Source organism: Nitrospirae bacterium YQR-1, assembly GCA_039908095.1.
Taxonomy (GTDB): Bacteria; Nitrospirota; Thermodesulfovibrionia; order Thermodesulfovibrionales; family Magnetobacteriaceae; genus Magnetomonas.
Map to the genome: position 1 here is coordinate 1 of JAMOBJ010000040.1, position 25919 is coordinate 25919.

At 42.4% G+C, this 25919-nt stretch carries 17 protein-coding genes, 1 tRNA gene and 1 pseudogene; 5 read left to right on the forward strand and 14 right to left on the reverse strand.

Going from position 1 to position 25919, the window contains the following annotated elements; translation table 11 throughout:
* The first annotated feature begins 84 nt into the window (after window positions 1-84).
* On the forward strand, window positions 85-486 hold the full coding sequence (locus H7844_14420; protein MEO5358473.1) for a hypothetical protein: 402 nt from the start codon (window positions 85-87) through the stop codon (window positions 484-486).
* Window positions 487-638: 152 nt separating this feature from the next.
* Here H7844_14420 and H7844_14425 read toward each other — a convergent pair whose 3' ends face one another.
* From H7844_14425 to H7844_14485, 13 genes and pseudogenes are all read right to left on the reverse strand, one after another.
* The gene (locus H7844_14425; GenBank protein MEO5358474.1) at window positions 639-866 is read right to left on the reverse strand and encodes a DUF2283 domain-containing protein; all 228 of its coding nucleotides are present in this window, start codon (window positions 864-866) and stop codon (window positions 639-641) included.
* Window positions 838-1188, reverse strand: coding sequence for a DUF4258 domain-containing protein (locus tag H7844_14430; GenBank protein ID MEO5358475.1), 351 nt, complete (start codon window positions 1186-1188; stop codon window positions 838-840). Before H7844_14430 ends, H7844_14425 begins: the two co-directional genes overlap by 29 nt.
* Window positions 1189-1198: 10 nt before the next feature.
* On the reverse strand, window positions 1199-1576 hold the full coding sequence (locus H7844_14435; protein ID MEO5358476.1) for a response regulator: 378 nt from the start codon (window positions 1574-1576) through the stop codon (window positions 1199-1201).
* Window positions 1577-1590: 14 nt separating this feature from the next.
* Window positions 1591-2943, reverse strand: a complete 1353-nt coding sequence (locus tag H7844_14440; GenBank protein ID MEO5358477.1) for an HD domain-containing protein — start codon at window positions 2941-2943, stop codon at window positions 1591-1593.
* A 3-nt stretch (window positions 2944-2946) separates the two neighbouring features.
* Entirely contained in the window at window positions 2947-5094 is a 2148-nt protein-coding gene (locus H7844_14445; protein ID MEO5358478.1) for a cache domain-containing protein, read from the reverse strand.
* A complete protein-coding gene (locus tag H7844_14450; GenBank protein ID MEO5358479.1) occupies window positions 5045-7237 on the reverse strand; it encodes a response regulator in 2193 nt (730 codons plus the stop codon). The genes H7844_14445 and H7844_14450 overlap by 50 nt, the downstream gene beginning before the upstream one ends.
* A 57-nt stretch (window positions 7238-7294) precedes the next feature.
* Window positions 7295-9217, reverse strand: a complete 1923-nt coding sequence (locus tag H7844_14455; protein ID MEO5358480.1) for a PAS domain S-box protein — start codon at window positions 9215-9217, stop codon at window positions 7295-7297.
* Window positions 9218-9224: 7 nt separating this feature from the next.
* Complete coding sequence (locus H7844_14460) at window positions 9225-11333, reverse strand: nitrate reductase (GenBank protein MEO5358481.1); 2109 nt, start codon at window positions 11331-11333, stop codon at window positions 9225-9227.
* 135 nt (window positions 11334-11468) lie between these two features.
* A complete protein-coding gene (locus H7844_14465; GenBank protein MEO5358482.1) occupies window positions 11469-14708 on the reverse strand; it encodes a PAS domain S-box protein in 3240 nt (1079 codons plus the stop codon).
* 69 nt (window positions 14709-14777) lie between these two features.
* A complete protein-coding gene (locus H7844_14470; protein MEO5358483.1) occupies window positions 14778-14924 on the reverse strand; it encodes a hypothetical protein in 147 nt (48 codons plus the stop codon).
* The gene (locus H7844_14475; GenBank protein ID MEO5358484.1) at window positions 14908-15492 is read right to left on the reverse strand and encodes a chemotaxis protein CheB; all 585 of its coding nucleotides are present in this window, start codon (window positions 15490-15492) and stop codon (window positions 14908-14910) included. The genes H7844_14470 and H7844_14475 overlap by 17 nt, the downstream gene beginning before the upstream one ends.
* Window positions 15493-15656: 164 nt before the next feature.
* Window positions 15657-16481: pseudogene (locus tag H7844_14480) on the reverse strand (protein-glutamate O-methyltransferase CheR).
* Between the two features lie 18 nt (window positions 16482-16499).
* Window positions 16500-20078 carry a response regulator gene (locus H7844_14485; GenBank protein MEO5358485.1) on the reverse strand — a complete coding sequence of 1193 codons (3579 nt, stop codon included), beginning with the start codon at window positions 20076-20078 and terminating at the stop codon, window positions 16500-16502.
* A gap of 349 nt (window positions 20079-20427) precedes the next feature.
* Between H7844_14485 and H7844_14490 the strand changes: the two genes are divergently transcribed.
* Window positions 20428-22773, forward strand: a complete 2346-nt coding sequence (locus H7844_14490) for a PAS domain-containing protein (GenBank protein ID MEO5358486.1) — start codon at window positions 20428-20430, stop codon at window positions 22771-22773.
* A 12-nt stretch (window positions 22774-22785) separates the two neighbouring features.
* Window positions 22786-23589: an indole-3-glycerol phosphate synthase TrpC gene (trpC, locus tag H7844_14495; GenBank protein MEO5358487.1), complete on the forward strand. Its 804-nt coding sequence runs from the start codon at window positions 22786-22788 to the stop codon at window positions 23587-23589.
* A gap of 172 nt (window positions 23590-23761) precedes the next feature.
* Here trpC and H7844_14500 read toward each other — a convergent pair whose 3' ends face one another.
* Window positions 23762-24799 carry a UDP-N-acetylmuramate dehydrogenase gene (locus H7844_14500; GenBank protein ID MEO5358488.1) on the reverse strand — a complete coding sequence of 346 codons (1038 nt, stop codon included), beginning with the start codon at window positions 24797-24799 and terminating at the stop codon, window positions 23762-23764.
* A 138-nt stretch (window positions 24800-24937) separates the two neighbouring features.
* Between H7844_14500 and H7844_14505 the strand changes: the two genes are divergently transcribed.
* Together H7844_14505 and H7844_14510 are read left to right on the forward strand one after the other, a co-directional pair.
* On the forward strand, window positions 24938-25333 hold the full coding sequence (locus H7844_14505) for a class II SORL domain-containing protein (GenBank protein ID MEO5358489.1): 396 nt from the start codon (window positions 24938-24940) through the stop codon (window positions 25331-25333).
* Window positions 25334-25596: 263 nt separating this feature from the next.
* A tRNA-Met gene (locus H7844_14510) sits at window positions 25597-25673 on the forward strand.
* Window positions 25674-25919: the final 246 nt, after the last annotated feature.

Genomic DNA, 25919 nt, shown 5'->3' on the forward strand with positions numbered 1-25919 from the left:
TTTTTCACGCTATAAAACGAATTATAAAATGGGATATTCAAGAGGAAATGGCAGCCGAAACACTTCTTCTGCCTGATTTGTGAGATGGCCTCATATTATAAATCCATCGGAAGCTCCATATTAAAACGGTTGAATGAGATTTATGAAAAATACGGCGTACACCTTGAGGCTCTCACCTCAGTAACCATGAAAGGTCAGGAGGGTTTAAAACAGATAGATGCCCTCATGCAAACATACCGCAACGGCCTGAAAAATCCGCCGTCAGAGTTGGAACCCACCATTGTAAAGGATTATTCCTTTGGGCTGGACGGACTTCCGGCATCAAACGTATTAGCTTTTTACTTCAAAGACGGCTCAAGTGTAACCGTAAGGCCCTCGGGAACCGAGCCTAAAATTAAGTACTACTTTACATCCACCGGTGCAAGCACTAAAGAGGCTCAGCAGCGGCTGCAACAACTAAAAAAGTACTTCATGGCTATGAGATAAAGGACTTATCCAAGTTACAGCTTGGTGTCATTCCAATTCTAATTCAAAAGTATAACGAGGCGGCAAGGAACAAGCGACGCAGGCGTACTTTTAGTACGTTGAGGAGCTTGTGACGAAGCCAACAAAGTTAGACAAATGAATTAGAATTGGAATCAGCCACCGGCAGCCAGTCCTTCACAGGGGGCCTCCAGCGGAGCCATAATGCTTATCTCTTTAAGCACTGCTATGCGGGATGCATCAAGTATCTCTATTTCAAGAGGCAATCCATCTTTATCCATGTGAACAATGATGCCTTCTTTTAAATCTATCGAATCCACAGGAGTGCCATCCCTGAGCTCTATTAACAGAATATCAGCTTCCCTTGAATATTTTATCTTCATAAATACCCCCTCCTCTGAAGTAACGGTGTTCAGATGGAAAATACAGAGTAACGAGCACCGGAAATCCGTCAACGTACTCATAGACAGCTCTGACTACATGATTGCTGTATCTCCTCTGAGCAATGTATCTGTTTCTATGGCCAACTATCACCTCATCAGGCAGAAGAAGTGTTTCGGCTGCCATTTCCTCTTGAATATCCCATTTTATAATTCGTTTTATAGCGTGAAAAAGAAAAAGGATTCTTATGGTTTCCTCTTGAATCTTTATTGTAAAAACCTCTCCATTACTATTAATTTGCCTGTTTATAATTTCAAATGTCATCAGCCTCGCTTTAGTTAAATCCAAGGATTTCCTTAGCCTTATTTTTTAGCTCCTTTGGGCTGAAGGGTTTTGTAATGTAGAGGTCGCAGCCGCTCTCTATGCCCTTTTGCTTATCAAATTCCTGTCCCTTGGCTGTGAGCATTATTATATAGATTCCTTTGATGCCCAGCTCGTTCTTAACCGTATTACACACATCAAAGCCATTCATCTTAGGCATCATAACGTCAAGAAAAACAAGTTCCGGTTTCTTTTCTTTTATTACATCAAGCGCCTCAGCACCGTTTTCTGCTGTGAGAATATCCACTCCGTCGTCCTCAAGCGCCTCGAGGGTCTGCTCTATAAGCATTCTAATATGTTGCTCGTCATCTGCTATCAGAATTGTCGGCATTGTCAGCCACCCCCTTAATTTATATCCCCGGAATTTTCCGGTTTTATCTTGTTGTCATTCCATGCTGCAAAAAACGCCTCCACCACCTCAGCGTCAAACTGGGTGCCGGCACATTTTCTTAGTTCAGTTAAGGCCACATCAAAAGAAAGCCCCTTTCTGTAAGGCCTGTCTGAGGTCATTGCATCAAAAGAATCTGCAACAGCGATTATCCTTGCAATCAGGTCAATTTCAGAGCCCTTCAGCCCCTCAGGGTAACCTCCGCCGTCAAAACGCTCGTGATGAGACTTAATCCCGGGAATTATGTCTTTCAGTTGCTCAATATAAGACAGTATTTCCTGTCCGCTTGCCGGATGTTTTTTGATCTCTTCAAATTCCTCATCTGTGAGTTTTGAGGTCTTTCGCAGTACACTGTCACTTACCCCTATCTTTCCAATGTCATGAAGCACAGAGGCAAGCTCAAGACGCTCTTTGTCCTTTGAGGATATGCCAAGGGTCTCGGCAATAGCAATACTGTAGGTCATTACACGCTTAGTGTGGCCCCCGGTGTAGGGGTCTCTTTTTTCTATGGTCTCTGCCAGCGCTTGAACCGTTTTGATAAAAGCCTCCTTTAGGGATTCATATAGTCTTGCATTGTCTATAGCAAAGGCCGCCAAAGACACTAACGTGCAGAAAAATTTGAGGTCATCTGCACAGTAATTATACGGCTCTTTAGTGCCGGCGATTACAACTCCAAGGTTCTCATCATTTGCTTTCATAGCGGCACAGAGCAGAGAGCTTATCTGCACAGTGCATCCTGGGCCTGGGAGGTTGTTGTTTATTATCTCTGCCTTACCGGATTGCATAACTGTTTCAACAATCCCTGATGCGGGTATTAGTGCCGTCTTAATTTTACCAATCGTGTCGTTGTCGGCAATTATCTCAAGCCGGCCTGTTTTTTTGCTTTTAAGTATGACCGATACGTGGTCCGCCTTGATCTGATTCAACACGTGCTTTATAAGAAAGTTTGCAATTTCTTTAACACTTAAGGTGTTAACCTTTTCAACAAAATCATAAAGCATCGTAATTTCATTATATTTATCGAGTGTTTCTGCAGCAAGTGCCTTTTTCTCCAACTCGCACCAAACCAGATGGTTAAGTAACGATGTTATTGCCGCCGTCTTCCCTGAATCCTCTCCATAAACGCACCCAACGGACAGATCATTGGCTCTTACGGCTAAGCCATGCCGGTTATGGCTGTCAGCTCCATAGATGACAGTCCCTGCGGTGTCGGTAATACAAAGTTCTATTCCCATAGCACTTGCAAGGCCGTCTATCAACTGAATCGTATCTTTTTTCTTAAGGAGCTTTTTAAAATTAAAAACAGACATTTACTATAGACCTCCATTGAGCTCAACATTAGCCTGCATTATAGGCAGCGTAAAATAAAAAGAGCTCCCCTGTCCCACAACACTATGTACCCATATACGCCCACCGTGGTATTCTACAATTTCCCTGCTGATAGGAAGCCCAAGTCCTGTCCCCTTTGGTTTGTCTGTAAGGGTATCTCCAATTTGTTTGAATTTCTCAAAAACCATCTCCTGCTCCTCAGGCGGTATCCCTATGCCCATGTCCGTCACAGATATTAGTATTTGCCTCTCAGTGGTGCATACAGCTCTTAGAATTATATCACCTTTTGTGCTAAACTTAAAAGCATTTGAAATCAGATTTATTACAACCTGCAAAATCCTGTCATAATCGCCTGTTGTCTCAGGGATATTTTCTTCACATTCAACAACAAGGTTCAATGCTTTATTTTTATGAAACATAGGTGCAGTTGCCCGGGCGGCGTGATTCAATAACTGATCTGCATTGACAACGTCTTGCCTCCAGAGCATCTTACCGGCTTCCATCCTTGTAATATCCAGCACATCTGTTATCATGGCGGTAAGCCGCTCACTTTCCGATATGATAATTGTAATATTTTCGTCTATTCGTTTGACGGCACGCTCCACTTTTTTGCTTTCCATATTAATGTGAGGCAGCACAGTGTCTTCAAAAGACCCTTTTATTATCTCGGCAAATCCGCGCACAGAGGTCAAAGGAGTTCTCAGCTCATGAGATACATTAGACAGAAACACTGATTTCATATCATCCAGGGCTTTAAGTTTATTAAAGGCGCTCTGAAGCTCTTCCGTGCGTTCCTTTACCTTTGCATCTAAGGTGATGATGTTGTCCCTAAGCTGCTCCACCATGCTGTTAAAGGCATCGGAAAGAATACCTATCTCATCGTTGCGTTTGATGGTTATTTTTGCCGCCAAATCCCCACCCTTGATGCGTAATGCGGTCTCTGAAAGTATCTTCAGTGGTGTTACCATCTTTTTTGAAAAAATGTATCCGATAAATACTAATAATACAAGGCTTGAAAAGGCAATCATTAAAATACGGTTTCCAAGCATTTGTGAGCTGCTCTCCAGTTCAGCCATATAGACAGAGGAGCCTATATACCATTGAAGCGGTTTATAGTACCGCACCCAGGCAATCTTATCATAAACATAGTGGCCGGGGTCATCCGGTCTGTCCCACTTATATCTTAACCCGTTTGGGTTGTCAGCAACTGCAATAAGCTCTTTATAAATCGGCACTTTTGTTTCAGGATTAAGGAGCTGCTCCCAATTTGCCGACTCCAAGTTCTTGTTGGGATGGACAATCATGTAGCTGCCGGACTCTTCGTTTGAATTAAAAATAAACACATAGCCGGTTTTTGCCAGTCTGATGTCCTTGAGTATTTGTCGTAGGTTGTCAATGGCGGTTTTTTTCATCGAATCCACTGTCTTTTCAATGTCATCGATATATACTCCGGTAGCTATAACCCATCTGCGCTCCGGCAGATTCTTATAGTATGTCAACTTTTCCTGAGGCTCATCTGAGCTGTCAAGCCTTTTCCATTTATAGGTATAGAACCCCTCACCATCTTTTAAGGCATTTTTGACAATCGGGGACACAATCAGTTTGCCTGTTACATCGGTTAACCGTGAACAGTCGGTATGCAGAATCCTCGGGTCGGGGTGCGCAATTATGAAGGAGTTATAATCTGTGACAAAAATATAATCGTTATTTCCATATTTAAAGTTACTAATTGCTTCCAGAATGTTCTTCTCAACAGCGTCACGAGAGATAGTACTCTTTTTAGCATTTTTCTCTATCATGCCAATAGAGCTTTCAGCCATCTTTATAATGTTTTTAAGCTCCCTTTTTTTAGATGTAAGAGCAGACTCTCTGTATGATACTATGCCGTGGTCAATACTGCGAACTATTTCGTAAACATTGTTAAGCACTGTTACGGCTGATGCTTTTTCAATTTCAAAGACTTTCTCCTTTATGAATGACCTTGAAAAAAAATAAAGACCTGCGGTAAAGGCGGCAATTATGATAACAATGGTGGAAAAATATTTTATAAAGAGTTTTGATTTAAACATATTGTCCATCCATTTACATGCCCTGCCGCTTCCCCTGACCATAGAGATAAATAAAGTAAACATTTTCAAGGCCCTTTTCAAAACGCAGTGTCTTGACCAGTTGATCACGCTCCGAGAGCATGGCATCCACAATGATAATATCCGGCTTTTCGGCCCGCGCCTTTTCGATACTCTCAAGCCCGTCTGTAGCTGAAACTACAGCGTATCCCTTTGTTTGAAGGGCATCCGCCAGTGTTTTTACGTTAGACTCATCCTCATCCACCACCAGAATTTTCTTTTTTGAAGTACCTCCGGCAAGCAGCGTTTTAATATCATCAAAGAGGATTTCCTTGTTTATTGGTTTTGTCAGGTAGCGGTCAACACCAAGACGGCGGCCACGGTCGGAGTCTTCAACAACGGACAGGATAATGATGGGCACATCCGCCGTTGCAGGGTCACCTTTGATGACGGCAGCCACGTCAAAACCGTTCATCTCAGGCATCATAACATCAAGAATAATTAGGTGTGGACGTCTTTCCTTTACGCTTTTGATAGCCTCCATGCCGTTTTTAGCAGTTTCAACACTGTAACCTGTGCTTTGGAGTTCTTGTCTCAGCAGTTCACGTATGCTTTCTTCATCATCAACCACTAATATGGTCTTTGAGCCTGGGGCGGCGGTAGTTATGCCCTCAAGGCGGCCTGCCTCTGTGCCGCCGCGTATTGTTTTCATCAGGGTCTCAAGGTCTGTGGATGTTAACATGTATGAACTCTCCGCCTGAACCGGAAGTGTAAAAGAAAATGTGCTGCCCTTACCATACTCACTCTCAACCCAGATTCGCCCCTGATGGTGAGTTATAATCTGTTTTGAGATGGGAAGGCCAAGGCCTGTTCCCTTTGGTTTGTCGGTAAGAGTGTCGCCTACCTGTTTAAATTTCTCAAAGACGGTTTCTTTGTCCTTTTCATCAATGCCCACGCCGGTATCTGTGATACTTATAATAATCTCTGAGTTAGTCTGCACGGCACGACATGTGACAGAACCCTCGGTCGTAAACTTAACGGCATTAGAAATAAGGTTAATAACTACCTGTACAAGTCTGTCGGCATCACCGATAATTTTTGGTAAATCAGGCTGTATATTAACCTCAAACTTAAGCCCTGATTTAGTAAACAGGGATTGTGTAGCCAGGGAAGCTCTTGCAATAATATCATTTATGCTGATAGTCTCTTTTTTCCACTCAACCTTACCGGCCTCCATCTTGGCAATATCCAGTACGTCGTTAATAAGGCTGGTCAGGCGCACCCCCTCACCGATAATGATGTTCAAGTTGTCGTTTATGAGTTTTGTTGATTTCTGCATTTTTTTTGAATCGCCGGGCAGATTAGGGAAAATTTGCTCCTGCAGTCGTTCCTGAATAATCTCTGTAAAGCCCAAAATGGAGGTAAGCGGTGTTCTGAGCTCATGTGAGACGGTTGATATGAAATCCGTTTTCATTCTGTCAACATTCCTCTCTTTGGTAACATCCCTCACTATTATGACCACTCCGTTTATGTTCTGAGGCTGTCCCTCAGCAATACCGCTGCCCTTGATATGAATAACTGTCGAAGATGCCCGCAGTACCACTGATGAGGATAGCTCTATATCTGTGGTTAAAACCTCATCAGAGACTGCAATCATGCTCTGTTTAAACAGGCCGGACATGACTCCGCCGAAAACATCCTGTACTGATTTGCCTGTGGTCTCGCAGGCGGTAATACCAAAAAATTCGGCAAGCGGGCTATTGATGCGTGTAATTATTCCACCTGAGTCAACAACCAGAAGGCCGTCCGCCATGTTATTTATGACGGCATTGAGGTAGTTGAGGGTAGCGGTAACTTTGAAGTCTTTTTCAGCCAAACTGCCGGCGGCTTCCTCGAAGCGTTCAAAAATCTCGACTATGTCAATTGCCATAAATTGAAGGATACTGGAGAGAGCATCAAATTCATCCCCTGTGTTTATGTCAATTTTGGCGTCATACTCGTGATCAACAAGTTTCTTTGCGTACTCAATGATTGTATTTAGCGGCTCATCTATTATTTTTTTGAGAAGAAACCCTGCGACACCTGAAACTATAACAAGTGTAATCAGAAAAGGCCAAAAACCTTCATAGAGAAAATTCACGCTCGCAGTAACGGCTATCGAAAGTACTACTATTAGCAAAGTTTTTTTATAAAGTGCCGAAACTCTCAACTAAGTGTACTCCTTCCACTAAAGGGTTATATTGTTTATATCCAGGCTTATCGCTTATCATATCTCTATCCTGAACTCACACCAGCCGTCAATGTTTCTCACCGTGATGGTGCCTTTCATACTTTTTTCCACCAGTAATTTTGTAACGTATAAACCAAGCCCGGTTCCACAGGACTTATCTTTGGTGGTAAAATATGGGTCAAAGATTTTACCGATAATATCCTCCGGCACCCCGCCGCCATTGTCAGCTATAGTTATTATTATTTTATTGGTAGCGGGCTCTTTATATGTATGTATTTTAACAATACGCTCAGGGGTTTGCCTCTGCTGCCAAACATCCCTGACGTTAGTCAACATGTTCATAATAACCTGGGCAAATTCACTCTGTACGGCATTTATAGTCAAGTCATCATCGAGCTCTTTCTCTATCACAATATCTTCCATGTCAAAATACCCGCTTGTAACTGCTAATGCGTTGTTTATCATCTCTTTGATTTTGAGCTCTTCCGCTTGTTGATTGCTCATGTAAAAGTCTTTAAAGTCATTAATAGTGTTTGACAGTCCGTCAAGTTCCGACATAACGGTTGTAATATTTTTTTCCAGATATTCATCGCTTAATTCATTATACTTGAATGCGTCGCCTATATCCTGAATTAAGAGACCTATTGTAGTCAGTGGCTGCCTCCACTGATGTGCAATATTAACCAGCAGTTCACCCATTGCCACATGGCGCGACTGCTCATACATAAGTTGGTCCATAGAGCGGTTTTTAGCAATCTCTTCCTCCACTTTCCTGTGTAAGTTCAGGTTCATTGTCATTATTGCCTCTTCCATCGCTTTGCGCCCTGTTATATCTCTTACAAATGCAAACATTATGTTGTCATTTTTAATATAATTAACACTTATCTCAACATCAATAATCTTACCATCCTTGCACCTGTGTCTGGATTCAAAACGGTCTCCACCTGTTTCCATTATTTTTTCTATACGCCTTCGTGTGTCTTCCGGAGACTCTATCACTTCAACATTACGGATTGTCATTTTTAACAACTCTTGTTGCGTGTATCCTGTCATATTACAATATGCCGTATTAACCTGTATCAGTTTTCCTTCCGTGTCCACTACCCAAAAACCGTCAATTGAGGTTTGCAATATTGTTTTGTATCGTTGCTCTATGGTTAGCCTCTCAGTAATATCCTCTATCAGTACGACACAGTATTGTATTAATCCATCCTGAGCACGCCTGCAATTTATCCACGACATTGTATGTATGATAGTGCCGTCTTTTCTGATAAAACGTTTCTGAATCTTATACCCGTCCATTTGACCGTTAAGCACCCGGCTGAATAAAGCTAAATCCGGTTGAAGGTCCTCCGGGAAAGTGATCTCCTCCCATGTCATTTTTATCAGCTCTTCTTTTGAATATCCCAACATCTCGCACAGTTTATTATTTGCGTCTAACCAGCCCTTTGACGGAGATGTTATTGCTATGCCGATAGTGCTAAATTCAAAGGCGGTATGTAATTGTTGTTTTTTCTCTAATGCAGCTCTCTCCAGCATCTTACACTCAGTGACATCACGCCATATGCTTGTGATAACCCCTGCGTCCTCACCGGCAACCTGCTCAAGGATAGATGAATTGATACAAAAAAACCTTTCACCACTGTTTGTAATAATAGAAACATCCTGATTGGTACTGACTCCCTCCCTTAGTACCTGGTTTTCTATTTGTATATAAGCGTCCTGCGGTTTTACATTGAAACGTTGAAGCCATGAGTATAAATTTGTTTCCAACATGTCTTTCCGTAAACAATTGAAGAAACTGCAAAATGTGTTGTTGATAAAAATGATATTCTTACCCGGGTCAGTGATGACAATTCCGTCTGAGGAGGAGTTTAACAGCTTTTCAAAAAACTTTACTGTTTGTGCAGTGGTATATGATTGAAGTGGTTTCATATCTTTCTTATCGGGTCCTTCCATTATAATATTATTTGGAAATATTCACGGCACATATTTTAAACTCAGGCTGCTTGGAGTGTTCATCGTATGCCGGATTTGTTAATAAATTCGCAAGCTTACCCTCACCTGTGTTTAACCCCCTGCCGTAATGGCTTGGCATGTATAGTGTACCTTCCGGCACACGGTCGGTTAATCGGGCACATACGTGCACAGTGCCCCTTCCGGAGGTGACTTTGACGGAATCTCCCTCTGCTATGCCAAGCCTGTGAGCATCATTGTAGTGTATTTCTACAAAGCTCTCAGGGGCAAGTCTGTTCAGGACAGGTATCCGCCCCGTACGTGAACGTGTGTTGAAATGGCAGGACAGTCTGCCGGTTGATAAAATAAATGGATACTCATCAGTGGTCACTTCAGCCGCCTCTTTATAGGAGCGAGGCAGCAGAGCCGCTCTGCCGTCGGCTCTGTGGAATCTCATATCTGTAAAAAGTCTGGGTGTTCCCGGATGATTGTTGTCGGGGCAGGGAAATTGCACTCCCGTGTTCCCTCTTAGTCGTGAGTAGGTTATGCCTGTTATATCGCATATGCGCCCTCGTGTAAGCCCTTTCCATTCCTCAAAAACCTCCTCAGGGTGCGTATATGGAAACATATGCTTAAAACCCATGGCAGCGGCTATCAGCCATATAATCTCATAGTCGGGTTTTGCCTCTCCAGGGGGTTCTGTAAACTTTTCAACCAGTTCAACACGCCGCTCGGATGATACAAATGTGCCGGTCTTTTCACCCCACTGGGCTGCCGGTAAAACAACACCGGCAAGGGCGGTGGTCTCGGTAGGGAAAATGTCCTGCACTATCAATAACTCCGCCTTAGAAAGTCCCTCTTCAATCCACCTTGTGTGCGGAAGCGATACAGCCGGATTTGTTGTCATCACCCACAGAGCACGTATTTCACCGCTATGCAGCCCCTTTATTATGTCAATAATTGAACGTCCGGGCATCGGGTGGATTTTTTCAAAAGGTACCCCCCAGTAGGCTGCAACCTCCTTGCGGTGGTGGTGGTTTAAAACCTGTCTGAAGCCGGGCAGCAGATGCGAAAGTGCTCCAACCATTCTGTTGCCTAAAGTGTTTGCCTCACCGGTTATAGACAGAGGCCCGGCGCCTGCTCTGCAATAATTACCGGTTAACAGCAGTAGATTATGAACAGTGTTGTTTTTAAAAACCGCCTGTGTGGAATGGTTGTAGCCCATAAACCAAAACGCCAGCAACGCTTTGGCATTACCCATCATACGGGCGGCTTTAATGATTTCCTCTGCGGAGCAACCGGTTATCCTTGCTGCCGCTGAAGGTGGATAATCCTCAAGGAATTCTTTAAGCTCATCAAGGCCGCTTGCATATTGTCTGACATGGTCCTCATTAACAAAACCCTCTTTTATTAAAACATGTGCAAGGGCATTGTTAAGAGCAACATCTGTTCCATGCCTAATCCGCAAATGAATATCTGCAATACTCGTGGTTTCAGATTTGCGAGGGTCTGCTACAATGACTTTAGTGCCGTTTTTTTGTATAGCGTCACTTACACGTTTAAAGAGTATTGGAACAGAAACAGCCATATTGCTGCCGGCAATAAAAAACAAGTCGGCCTCCTCTATGTCTGCATAACAAGCTGGAGGGGCGTCTGTGCCCAATGTCGAAGAAAACCCTGCGGCGGTGCTGGACATACAGAGCCGTGTGCTGCATTCAAAGTTGTTTGTTCCAACGGCGCCTTTTATAAGCTTGTTGACAAGATAATACTCCTCGGTAAGGTTGGCGGCACCGCCGTAGAAGGCTATTGCATCCGCTCCGTGCTCTTTTATGATACGTTGTAAATTATCTGCAACGTGCTTTACCGCCTCAGGCCACGTAACCGGCGTTAGCTTGTTGCCACATCTCAGTAAAGGCGATGTAAGACGGTCGGGAGCACTAAATACCTGAGGCAATGTGGAGGCAAGCGGGCAGATATGTCCGTTATTTACAGGATATCCCTTTACGCCCTCAATACCTCTAACAGCACCGTCCTTTATGCAGACTAACACTGCGCAGCCAAACCCGCAATAAGGGCAGGTTGATTTCACCCATTGTGTTTCCGCTCTTATGTCAGTCATCGTGACACACATCCCTGAGTATCCAACCCTTTATCCTTTTTTTCTGTAATTCCAGTTTTTTAGTATAAAATATTTTATTAATTATAACACATTTAATTGTATGATTAATTGCCGGTACAGTTAATCCTACAACTCTCATTTATTCGTATTCAAACTTATCAAAAACTCAGCTCCACCATTGACATTCTGAACCGTCAGCGTACCGCCCATATTTGTCTCAATGATTGTCTTTGACATGTAAAGGCCAAGTCCTGTACCCCCTGTCTCTTTGGTTGTAAAGTAAGGCTCAAATATTCTCTCCATAGCATCCTCAGGTATTCCGCCGCCATTGTCTCTTATCGTAACAATAAGTTTGGATTTATCTGCATTGCTGCCGATATTGATTTCTATACATCCTCTCAGTTCAGAATCAATGCCGCCTTTAGAAATAATTGCTTCTTTTGAGTTATTTAAGATATTAAGCACTACCTGCTTAAATTCGTTAGGATAGCCCTCTGTAAACAGACCGGCGTCCTCATTGGTTTTAACAGAAACATATATATTGTTTTTAGTGAAAACATGAAAAAATATAGAGAGTAATTCCTCTATTGCAGATTTAACATCAAACATAGCTTTTTTCTTTGAAGGTACAAAGAAATTCTTGAAGTCATCTATCGTTTTTGACATGAAATCAATTTGCTGCATCGTAACTCTAACCGTATCATCAATATACTTATCATCAATCTCACCGTATGTATAAGAGTCCTTAAAGTCCTGCACATTCAAACCTATGGCATTCAGGGGCTGTTTCCACTGATGTGCTATGAGCCCTATCATCTCGCCCATGGCCGCCATCTTGGATTGCTGAATAAGGATTTGCTCATGATTTTGTCTTTTTTCAGTTTCCGACTTTACAAGCGCCTCAAGGTTTTTATTTAATTTTCGCAATTTCTCTTCCATATGTTTACGGTCGGTGATGTCGCGCGCCGCTGCAAATACCCCTAAAATATTGCCCGCAATATCCTTATATACAGAGGCGTTATAAAGAACCGGAGTAATATGCCCATTGCGGTGTCTTATGCTGAGTTCGTAATCGCGCACCTCCCCGGCATTGAACACCTCTTTGTAGCCTGCTTCGGCTTTCTCGGGGTCAGTAAAATAGTCTGAGAAATTTGTTCCTATCAACTCGTCTCTACAATATCCAGTAATGTTCTCTGCAGCCGTGTTCACATCGCTTACTTTACCGTCATATGTGATAGTTACAAGAGGGTCTAAACTGCTCTCTATAAGATTCCTGCTGTACAGGCCGATTGCCTTTATGGCGTCTTCCGTTCTTTTACGTTCAACAGCAATGGCGTAAATGGCAGCCAGACGTTGTATGACATTTAAATCATCATCTGTGTAGTCTTTTTCTGAGTTAGCCAGCGCTATCTGCCCTATAAGCTTATTTCCTATCACTGCAGGGACAGAGAGAAATCTCTCTAACGGAACGTGTCCTGAGGGAATGCACCCTTTAAAAGTTGGATGCGCCGGAGGATTATTGGTGTAAAACCCTTCTTTTTTATTTAATGCGTGTCCCCATAGTGCGTTATAGCCATCCTTGCCTTTGGGTAAAGCAATCTTGTGCAATATAGTATTTACCCTGCATATCTGTTGGTTTGCCATGTCGGTGTACGTGTGTCCTACGAGTTCCTCTGTTTTTGGATCTATCTCAGACACATATCCATGTGAGCTTCCGGTAAGCTTCATGGCCTGTTTGTGGACTATCTCTGCAATATCGAAAACACTTTTCTCCGGGGATAGCAGCGTTTCAGACACTTCTGCAACTGTCCTCTGAAAATCCAGCTCCCTTGTCATTGTTGCCTGTGCATGTTTAACGTCTGAAATATCATGAATTAATGTAAACTTGGATATTGTGCCGTCAATGCCTTTTATTGGAGTATTAAAATGTGAGTATGTTTTTTGGTTCTTTGGGCAAACCCACTCCCATGTAACAGTTTTTCCTGAAAATACATCATCCAGCTTACACCATAAACATCGCTGCGTCCCATTATGGAAATATTCATAGCATTTGCGGCCGTTTATTTCACCAAACTCTTTAATAATAGCAGCGTTTGCAAACTCTATACCATATTTGCTGTTAACTATGTAAATTCCATCATCCAGTGTCTGCATTATATTTGTAAGTTTGTCCCTCTCTATTTCAAGTGCCTCTTCAGCGTCCTTTTTAGCCGTTATATCCTCGATAACCGCAATAAAATACATGGGAGCACCTGAATTGTCACGGACAAGTGATACTGTTACCATGCCCCAAATTATACCGCCCTGCTTTGTTATATATCGTTTCTCCCTGGAGAAGTTATTTCTTTGCCCTAAAAGCGTCTGTTTGATTAATTCTATATCCTTTTTTAAATCATCATAATACGTTATCTGTTGAAATGATATAGATAACATTTCCTCTTTTTCATATCCCATTATTGTACAAAAACGATCATTTACTCGGATAAATTTCCCCTCCGGCGACACATGGGCAATTCCCACCGCCGCATTTTCAAAAGTCGTCCTGAACAATTCCTCGCTTTCTCTGAGTTTAATATCAGCAAGTCTTTCTTTTGTAATATTATGAAAACTCCAAACTCTGCCGATTACCTCCTCAGTTGTTTTCTGTGGAAGTGAATATCTTTGGAAATACCGTCCGTCTTTAAACTCTATAATGTCAAAACTCTCCATTTCCGGTTGGTTATACAATTCATTTACCTTATTTATAAAACTATCAGGGTCTTTCAATTGTGACAAAACATATGACAGTATTGTATGGTCGTCTTTGGAGGAAAGAATGTCATCGGGAATGTTCCACATTTTTACAAAAGTGTGGTTATAAGTCGTTACTTTCCGGTCCTTTCCTATCACCAAAATACCGTCTGCGGTAGAATTCAAAGTTGAATGTAATAATGACAACGACTTTTCCAGCTTCTCGTTTGCTTTGCGCAGTTGTTCCGACTGTTCCGTTATTAACTGTCTTTGCTTGTCAAGTTCCAGAAATACATTTACCTTACTAATTAAAATCTTATCGTCTATCGGTTTTAACAAGTAATCTACGGCGCCGCTTTCATAGCCTTTAAAAACAAGTTGTTCATCTCTGCTTGAAGCGCTTATAAAAATTATTGGAAGAGTCTTTGTTTTTTTGTTGCTTCTGATTAGGTTTGCTACATCAAAGCCATTCATTTCAGGCATCTGTACATCCAGTATTACAAGGGCGAAGTCATGACTCAGGAGGTTCCACAGCGCATCTTTCCCGTTTAGCGCCTTTATGATGTTTACATCAGCACGCTCAAGGAGAGTTTCCAGTACAAGAAGATTTTCTTCTCTGTCATCAACTATTAAAATGTTTTGCATAAACGCTCACCACAATAGTTCATAATGTCTTTGTGTGTGACCCTGCCAATAAAAACTGGATTGCCGTTTTCACGGCAATGACGTAAAAGGAATGACTTCCGCTAAAGGGGATTCCCCTGAAAGCGGAGCCCCATCCCTCATTGCCGCCCATGAGCGGTAATCCAGTCCTTTTGTAGGGGCAGGCACACAGTGATAATTTTCATCGTCCTGTGTCACAGCAAATCATAAGTGTTTCCTGTATTTTATCTGCAATCGCTTCAATATCTAAAATATAATCTACCTCTGTTTCCGCTGTTGCTGCAGTCGGCATTGCCGGATATTGCGCGCTTTGAGGATTTTGTACTATCGCCATCCCCCCTCTTTCCTTTATCCTCTTTAACCCCACGCTGCCGTCACTGTTAGCCCCTGTTAGTATTATACCAATAATATGCTCACGAAATACATCCGATGCGCTTTCAAAAAGCACGTCTATCGAGGGACGGGAATAGTTGACAAGCGCATCCACAGATAGCGAAAATGTCCTGTCGTCTTCCACCAACAGATGATAATCCGGCGGCGCTATATATACGCAGCCTTTCCTGGTTTTTTCCTTATCCTCGGCATATTTGATTTTTAGCTGCACCTCTGTGCTTAAAAATTTTATCAACTCGTCTTTTGTATCCCGATGCAAGTGTAACACAACTACAATGGGAAGGGGAAAATCAACCGGTAAATTTACCAGCAGTGTTTTAAGCGCATCAAGGCCGCCTGCGGAGGCTCCTATTACAACCGCCTCATATTTCATGCAGGGCCTTTACCGGACTGAGAGCCGACACAACGAATAAGCCTCTCCAGCTCTTCTATTTTTGCTTTCACGTCTTTTATCAACTCTATGCTCCTTGCAACAAACTCAGGCGTTACATCCGGTTTGTTATCACTTTTTGGAGAATATGAAATTGGGCAGCCGTTTCTTTTGTATATCTTTTCATCTTCCATAACTAGCGTATAATTGTCGGAAAATGTTGAGAGCCTGATAGTTTCTTTTGAACCCAGACACAGATAGCCGCCCTGCACCAGCGATTCCGTGAATAATCCAAACACCCTGTTTTGCAGCTCCCTGTTAAAATATATCAACACGTTTCTACAGAGGATGACGTTCATCTCTCCAAACACTCCGTCTGTTGTCAGGTTATGTATCGAAAAAACCACGTTTCGTTTTAACGGCTGAGCAATTGCAGCGGAGTCGCCCTTTGTAGTGAAATAATCACTGAATGACTGAATACCGCCCGCCTGTATATAATTGGCGGCATATTTTTTAAGTGACTTCAGGCTAAAGACACCCTTCTTTGCACTATTTAAGGACTGCTCGCTGTAGTCGGTTGCGTAAATCATGGATTTATCGTAAAGGTTCTCTTCCTCCAAAACTATGCTGAGGGAATACACCTCCTCGCCGGTTGAGCAGCCCGCAACCCAGATTTTTATATACGGCAAACGTTTCAGCTCAGAAATTGCCGTTTTTCTTAAAGCAAGGAAAAAAGCAGGGTCTCTGAACATCTCTGTTGTGCTTATCGAAAAATCCCCAAGCAGCTCTGTAAAAAACCGCCTGTCATATATTAGTTTTTCAATGAGCTCCGTTATTTTACTAATTCCGGCAACGGACATCCTGTGCTTTATTCTCCTTTTAATTGAGGCCTTTGCATAATTTCTGAAATCATACCCGTACCTGGAGTATATTGCCTCAAGAAGAAGCGTTATTTCCAAATTCTCGTTCTCGTCCGTTTCGTAATAGTCCATCTGCTGAGGCCTCCTGTTTTACCGGTATAACCAAATTCGTAACAGAGACAGAAGTCTGTCTTTATCAATCGGTTTGGACAGATAATCGTTTGCCCCGGCCTCGATACACTTTATCCTGTCTTCTTTCATTGCCTTTGCCGTCAGCGCTATTATAGGAATATCCCTGTAACGGCGTATTTTTCTTGCTTCTTTTATCGCAGCATAACCGTCCATCTCAGGCATCATTATGTCCATCAATATAACTTCTATTGTATCGTTTTTCTTTAAAATATCGAGACACTCTATTCCGTTTTTCGCAATAGCCACGTTCATTCCCTCCTCCTGAAGAATGCCGGATAATGCAAAAACGTTTCTTGAATCATCATCGGTTATCAGTATGTTTCTGTCTTTAAATATATGCTCTTTATCATGTACTTTTATAAGTATTTTTTGCTTTTCCTCCGGTAATTGCGACTGTGGCAAATGTAAAAAAAGCACTATTTCGTCAAACAGCCTGTCGTGGGATTTTACGATCTTAAGCACTATTTTACGTGCATACAGGTTAAGCTTTATCTCATTCTCTGAGCTTAACTGTAAGCTGTTAAAGACTATCACCGGTATATTATTGAAGGTTTCAGTGCTTTTTATTTTATCCAGAAAATCAAAAGCAGCGGATTCATCGCCGGTAAAATTCAATATAAGACAATCGTATAGATTTAACTCCAGAGCATGCTGCGCCTCTTTTATGGGTACATAATCTACTTCCACATCAGTATTTCTTAATAGTTCCTTTAGAGTTGCAGCCTGTTTAGTGTCCAGGCTGACTGCAAGAATCTGCCTGGTTTTCCCCGAAAATATTTTTTCCAGTCTGGTAAACACTTCATTAATCTTTTCCATGTTGACAGGTTTTGTTAAAAACCCGATACCGCCGGATTTAAGAACGTCTATTGTTTTTTCAGATGCCGATATTATATGTATCGGGATGCTGCGTGTTACTGAGGAGTCCTTCAACCGCTCAATTACCGTCCAGCCGTCAATGTCCGGAAGCCCCATATCCAGAATTATCGCACTGGGTTTATATTTGTGTGCGCAATCAACGCCGCCTGCTCCGTCCTGTGCCGCTATACCCTTATACCCTCGCTCACGGCTTATATCCAGGAGGATTTTAGCAAACACAGTGTCATCTTCTATTATTAAAATTGACTTCTCATCCGCTGACAGACTCTCCCTGTCGTCCTCCAACGTTTTGCCTTTCAGTTGGATTTCTTTTTTTAAAGGCTGCTCATCAGGGATGTGAGGTTTAGCCCGGCCCGGGCCCTCAGGGCTTATCTCGGCATCTGTTAGGTTTTGTAAGTCAGGAATATGTATGGTAAAGGTGCTGCCGGAGCCAAACTCGCTTTTAACTACCATCTCGCCTCTTAGCAATTTAACCAGTTCTTTGGAAATTGTAAGCCCCAGCCCTGTGCCTCCGTACTTTCTGCTCGTAGTTCCGTCGGCTTGCTTGAATGCCTCAAAAATCACATCCAACTTATCCGGCGGAATTCCAATACCCGTGTCCGAAACGGACACAGACAATACGCCGCCACTGTGCCCTTTAATCGCACCCTTGCCTATTGTCACCGTGACAGAGCCGCTTTCTGTAAACTTGACGGCATTTGACAGCAGGTTTCTAAGTATCTGCTCCATTTTTTGAATATCGGTATGAATGTACTTTGGAGCATTATCTGATATGGCCACGTGCAGAGAAAGGTTTTTCTCTTCAGTAAAAGGCAGGAAATTGCTCTCTATGAATGCTTTCACCCTCTCAGCCTCAATAGCCTCTATATGCAGCTCAACCTTGCCTGCCTCAACTTTTGACAGATCCAGAATATCGTTTATCAGACTCAGCAGGTCCTTGCCCGAGGAGTGCACTGTAGCGGCACATTCCATTTGTTTTTCAGTAAGGTTGCCGTCTTTGTTTTCAAAGAGAAATTTGGAAAGCAGTAGTATGCTGTTAAGCGGAGTTCTTAACTCGTGTGACATATTTGCCAGAAATTCGGATTTATACTTGCCCGTTATTTCAAGCTCTCTGGTTTTTTGAAGGTTAAGCACCTGATTTTTCTCAAGCTCCATGTTCTTTTTCTTTATCTCATCCCGTTGTTTTTCCATCAGTTTTGCGTGTTCCTCCAGCTCCTCGTTGGCCTGTCTGAGCTCCTCCTGCTGTTCTTGAAGCTTGACTTCGGATTCCCTGAGAATCCGCGCCCGGTCAGCCAGTTCCTCATTGTTGGCTATCAGCTCCTCCTGCTGAGCCTGAAGCTCTTCAGCCTGGTTCTGAGTTATTTCTAATAGCTCTTTAGTTTTCTGTTGAGCTTGAGCAACGCTGAAGGCTATAGCAATGGTCTCGGAAACCGATTTCATGAACTCTGTTTGATGCTCGGTAAAGGCGGTAAATGCCCCCAGCTCTATTACACCTTTAACCTCATCATTATAAATAAACGGCGTAACCAGTATGTTTGAGGGCACTTTCTCGCCCAGCCCCGACATTATCTTTATATAATCCTCAGGCACATTGGTAAGTAGTATGCTTTGTTTTTCAAGGGCACACTGCCCAACTAATCCGTCGCCGACGGCAAACTCGTTAGACAACCCCTTTCTCTTGTTGTGCGCATATGTGCCGGTTAGCTTCAGGATGTTTTGGTTTTTCCGTGTCAGGTAAATCGCCCCTATCAGAGCTCCCAGATACTCGGAAATATACGTTATCAGGTTTTGAGAAAGAGTGATGATATCCTGCTCACCCCGCATTATTTCGCTTACTTTGGCATATCCCGTTTTTTTCCAGTTCTCAGCATCCCGCTCCGATAATACTTTCCGTAAGCTGTCCATCATAAGCTGAAACGATTTGGCCAGCAGGCCGGTTTCATCCGCCGCAGAGACGTCTATGTTTACATTTAAATTACCTGAGGCCACCTCTTTGGTTGTCTCTGTTAACTTATAAATAGGAGTAGTGATGCTTCTTGTAAAAATAACCCCAAAGACACAGCTTAACAATATTGTGCCGGCTAAAATAAAGTATAATATATTTTTGGTTTCATCGTTTGTTTTCTGAGTGTTTTCGTAAAACCACTGCGCTTTCCTCGTGGCAAAATCTATCGCTTCTTTTATTAACTTCTCATTCTCTGCAGCATTAGAATACATCTTAGTATCTAAGAGCTTCAAAGCCTCATCTTTTTTACCATGTAAGAGCAGATCGAAATAATTCACATGAAATGAAATATATCTGTCATAATTAACACGAATTTGTTTTATTAAATTTTTATCACCCAAAAACCGATTTTCTACAGATGCCAGAGCGCTTATTATTTCTGGTTCAATAACAGATATCTGCGTTTTAATCTCCATAACTTCATTGTTGTCAGCAGAAAGGTATGCTTTTCTTAGTAGAAATCTGATTCTGGTAGTATTTGCATCGATGGAAAGCAATGAACTTTTTACCGTGAATGGGTGTTCATAGAGTTTCCTTATTTGATCAGTGCTGTAATCCAGCTTGCCTATCGAATAAAAGGACAGTAGAAGAAAGACAAACAATATAAGTAAATACCCTATCGCTATACGAGTTCCTATTTTCATGTTTTTAAACATTAAGTTCTCCTTCTTAAAAAATGGGGCATTTCATTTCTTTTATTAAGGGGGCTGGTAATAATCCCCGGCAAGGGAGGGCTACCTGACAATACCCGACAGTTTGGAAATAATATCCGGTGCACGATTGTTTGTATCAAATAATGCCGTCATGATTTAAGATAATAAACTATTCCCATGCAAAATAGCAAGGAGATCATCTTTTCCCTCAGGGCAAACGCACTATGTTATGGAGGCATTACAAGAATGAAATAATCTGTGTTTTCCACATGTAACCGGACATTTTCATTTTGCTATTACAGAAACCTTTTTAATGTTGCTAATTTTTAGCAATATCTACTAAAATACCGGCATGGTAGACAAGAAAGCGCTGATTATATCATCTGATGAAAATCCGTTGCCGGAGATATCCGGCACATTACAGGGCTTGGGTTATGAAATAGTCAGAGCAAATTCGCCACAACAGGCGCTTGATTTATATAAAACCGTCTGTCCTTGTTTGATAATTGCTGATGTTGGAACAGACGGTGAAAAAGTGTTATTTCCAGAGTTCTTATTACAATCAGAGATACCACAGGATAAGCCGCTTCCATCCTACAAGGAAACAAGCAATGTACTCAAAGAATATGAGCTTCTCAGAGTGCTGATGGATAATGTTCCCGATTCCATATATTTCAAGGATCTTGAGGGTAGGTTTGTGATGGTAAACAAGGCCAAAGCAAGCAATTCGTCAACAACACCGGAGGCAATGACCGGCAGGACAGATTTTGACTTCCTTAACCCCGACCATGCAGCTGCTGTAAAAGCGCTGGAGGACGAGATTATCCAAACCGGTAAGCAGATGGTTGGCAACATAGAGACTCTGGTTCGTAAAACAGGGGATAAAGTCCACATTTTAGCCAACAAAGTGCCATGGTACGATAGCGGTGGAAACATAATAGGTACGATAGGTATCTCACGTGATATAACTGAGTTTAAGGAAGCTAAGGAGTCACTTGAGCAGGCAAAGAATGACCTTGAAAAACGCATTGATGAACGAACCGCTCAACTTAAAACGCTGAATGAAAAACTCTTAGACGAAATAAACGAAAGAAAGCTGACGGAACTTGGTCTTAGGGCGTCGGAGGAAAAATACCGTAGCCTTATAGATAATATAAATATTGGAATTGCCCTGATAAATCCGGCACTGGAGATACTCTCCGTCAATAAGCAAATGAAGCTGTGGTTTCCGTGGCTGCAGACAGATAATCTTCCTGTGGATTACCGGCAAATAAGCCCCAACCACAAAGATGACCTCTGCTCGTATTGCCCGACCTGTCTGACTTTGGAAGATGGGCAGCTTAACGAAATCATTACAAAATCGGAAGACGGTAACATACACTACCGGATAGTGTCCACGCCGGTAAAAGATAAAAAAGGAAAGATTCTTGCCGCCATTGAAATGCGTGAGGACATAACGGAAAGTAAACGCATGGAAGATGAGATCAGGAAAAACTATCAAACTCAGGCTGCAATTAATCTTGTTTTAAAAATAGCCCTTGAACCTATTTCCTTAATTGAGCAGCTGGACAAGACACTCGATTTGGTTCTTTCCATCCCATGGCTTTCCTTGCAGTCAAAGGGCTCGATATTTACCTACGATGACGTTACATCGTCACTGAATATGGTTAGTGTCAGGGGGCTGTCGGATTTTTTACAGCAGACATGTAAAAACGTGCCTGCCGGAATGTGTCTGTGCGGCAGATGTGCTCTGACAAGAGAAATAATTTTCGTCGGCCATTTAGACGACAGACACGACGTAGGATATGAGGGGATGAAAGACCACGGCCATTACTGTGTGCCTATCCAGAAGGGTTCCCAGTTACTGGGAGTAATTAATCTCTACGTAGATGCAGGGCACAAGAGAAACCACATGGAAGAGGCATTTTTGCGGGCGGTAGCTGATTCAATAGCCGGTATGATGGAAAAAAATAGAAATGAAATTGAAAAGCAAAAACTGCAGCAACAGTTGATGCACTCAGAGAAACTATCTGCATTGGGCAGACTCTCGGCTAGTGTTGCACACGAAATCAGAAACCCTCTTACCGCTATCGGCGGTTTTGCCAGGAGACTGCACAAGATGGTTTTAGAGGGAACAAAAGAGAGGGAATATGCCGATGTAATCAGTGCAGAGTCATCACGGCTGGAGATAATTCTGAAAAACATTCTTTCTTACTCCAGAGGTGAGAGCCACAGCATTAGCCTTCAGAATATAAACGAGATAATGGCGGAAACGATTAGAAACTACAGTGAAACAATGGCGGAAAAATCCATTAAAGTTTACTTCACCGCCGGTAATTTGCCTCTTATTAAGCTTGACAGAACTCAGATACGGCAGGTGTTTGACAATTTGGTCACAAATGCCATAGATGCAATGCCGTGTGAGGGCGGCTCAATAAAAATAAAAACCGAATCCACTGTTAAAGATAACGTTAAATGTGCTTTGATTATCATAGAGGACTCAGGCACAGGAATTCCCCCGGAAAAAGTCAACATGATATTTGAACCGTTTTTTTCAACAAAGGAAATGGGACGCGGTACCGGGCTTGGGCTACCCATAACCAGAAGAATCATCACTGAACACGGTGGAATGATACACGTGGAAAGTTCCCCGGGTACAGGCTCGGTTTTTTCCGTTTATCTGCCGTTTAAGGAATGATTTGAGTATTCTGTGAGCGTTCTTAAAGAAATCATCAGCAAAAAAAAGGAACGCCTCTTTTCCCAAAAAAAATTAAATCCTCAGCAGGACTTAATTGAAAAGTCCTGTGACAGGCCACCGACTCGTGATTTTCATGCAGCTCTGAAAAGAGAGAAACCTGCTCAGGCAGTGAGGGTGATAACCGAGTTAAAGCGTGCCTCTCCCTCAGAGGGGCTGATACGCAGTGATTTTGATGTGTTGCAGATAGCCGGCATATACGGGGCAGGGGGGGCCTCGGCAATTTCCGTTCTTACCGAGGAGGACTACTTTATGGGTGCTTTACAGTACATAGGGGAAGCAAAGAGGCAGGTGACGGTGCCGGTTTTAAGAAAGGATTTTCTTTTTGATTTTTATCAACTCTACGAGTCACGCTCCGCCGATGCCGACGCTGTTCTTTTAATAGCAGCCGCTCTAAGCAGGGCTCAGGCGGGGGAGTTGCTGGCACTTGCCTCAGAGCTGACACTTCATGTCCTCTTTGAGGTACATAACCTAAAAGAGCTGGATATGGCAATGTACCACAACGCTCCGATAATCGGAATTAACAACCGCAACCTTGAGACTATGAAAGTTGACATTAAAACAACGTTGGATATGGTAAAAGATATCCCCTGCGGAATAATTGTGGTAAGTGAAAGCGGCATAAAAACCCATCAGGATGTCAGAGCACTGGATGAGGCCGGGGTTGACGCAATACTGGTTGGAACATCGTTAATGAAATCTGTAGATATTGCAGATAAATTAAGACAACTAGTCAATTACAGAGATAAAAGGGCATAATACCAAGCTGCATTCATTCGATTAACTTTGTTGGCTTCGTCGAAAGCTCCTTGTCGTCTCCCCTAAAGCAACCGTGATGTCAAGTAAAATTTTTAAAAAATGGTTCTTTCTTTTACCCACACAAAACGGAAAGGAACCATATTAATTTTACTCTTTTGACTGCAACTTGGTATTAAAGGATTTGCACTTCACGGGTTAGGACTACTTTAAAGCGCTCAAAGACCGTATCTTCAATGAGTTTTGCGAAGCTGAGCACATCGGCTGACGTTGCTCCGCCGTAGTTGACAATTGCAAGTGTGTGATTAGGTGATAACCCTACATCTCCGGCTTTGTAGCCCTTACCAAAACAGTGTTCAATAAGATAAGCGGCTGAGATTTTTACATCTCCGTCAGGCTGTGGCCAAGACCAGTTCCGTTGTGGAATTTTGTGATTTAATACACCTTGTAAATCATCAAAAAGGCCGGCTGCAACCACAGGATTTTTAAAAAATGATCCGGCACACTTAAATCTCTGATAGCCGTCCATTTGCAGCATTCCCTTGTACTCCCTGATTTTCAATATGGCCGTTCTGACCTCGTGCAATGTTATATTTGCATTTTCTAAAAAGTATTTCTCTAAATCATGGTATTTAACATTTGGCCTGCCGGTGCGTTTTAAAATAAATCTTACCGATACAATAATGTACTTACCAAACCCCTCTGAGTTAAAAAAACTTTTTCTGTAGGCAAACTTACAGTCTGCGTTACTAAACTTAACAATGTTTCCGGTGGCAACATCAACAGCGGTTACCTCAGAAATCAGATTCTCCACGGACTGCCCGTATGCCCCGATGTTTTGAACCGGCGAGGCGCCTACTGTGCCGGGTATTCCCGAGAGGCACTCAACTCCAAAGAGGTTTTCATTCACACAGCCGCTGACAAAATTATCCCATAAAACTCCCGCCCCGCAGGTCTTATAAACAGTGTCACCATCTTCTATTGTTTCCGACTCCGTGTTTGACATATGAATAACCAGACCGTCATAACCGCTGTCACTTACCAGAAGATTACTGCCCCCGCCTAAAACGTAAAAAGGAATACCATGCCGCCTGGCAAAATCAATTGATTCATAAGCATTATAGACGCTCTCCGCCCTCACATAAAAACGGGCGCCGCCGCCTATTTTAAACGTTGTTAGCTCCGACAGCGGATAGTTCCTTAAAACTTTCAATTGTACCACCGCATAAAATAACAATTACTGATGTAATTTGGCAAATCTGTAAATATAAGTTTTTAAATTCTTAGTAAAAATATGGTATTATTGTCACATAGAGATGTATAAAGAAAAACATAAAAAGGGGGAAATGTTATGTCTAAAGTTGGTGATATTTTTCAAAGTGGTGACTGGAAGGGTGAAAAGCATGTGCCTGCCATAGAGTGTGCCGATGAGGTTGGTGCCGATGAGGTCTTTGACGTAAAAGTGTCTATTGGAAAGGAAATCGGCCATCCTAACACTACTGAGCACCATATAAGATGGATACAGTTGTTTTTTAAGCCTGAGGCTGAAAAATTCTCTTATCAAATCGGTAACTTTGAATTTACCGCCCACGGAGAGTCAACAGAGGGTGCAAACGCAGGCCCCGTCTATACTCATCACAGTGTGACGGCTTCTATGAAAACTAAAAAATCCGGGACACTCATTGCCGCCGGCTTCTGCAATATTCACGGGTTCTGGGATAATTCCAAAGACATTAAGGTTAAATAAGTTATTATAAGGAAGGCTTAGCCTAAAGAGCTCTCTGTAAGTGTTTGTTTTTAAAGGATAGTTTATTTCACCGCACACATAGCGATATGCCATTCTTTTCCCCCTCCCTTGACGGGAGGGGTGGGGGAAGAATTTTCAGAAAAAACAAAAAATAAATATATAAAAAGATTATATAATGGTTTGACATTTATGTTTTAATATGTTACAGTACTAAGTGTGGTTGCTGTTTTGGCAGTCTAAGCAGAGAACGATAATAAATTTGCCGCGGGGTGGAGCAGTCCGGTAGCTCGTCGGGCTCATAACCCGAAGGTCGGTGGTTCAAATCCGCCCCCCGCCACCAAATTACCTAATCTAACAGCTTTTTTATAATTATACTCCAGCAAACTCCTCAGTGATTAAACGTTTTTCAGATATGAGTTTATTTATAGGATACATTCCTGGTTTTTCGGGAGCACATTCTCAAGCTGAAACCCTTGATGAAATCAACGATAATTTAAAAGAAGTAATAGAAAAATGCTTATGTAGTTAACTCCGGCAGAGTTTTTTTATCATCTAATGATGCAGAGAAAAGACTGGATTGTCGCTC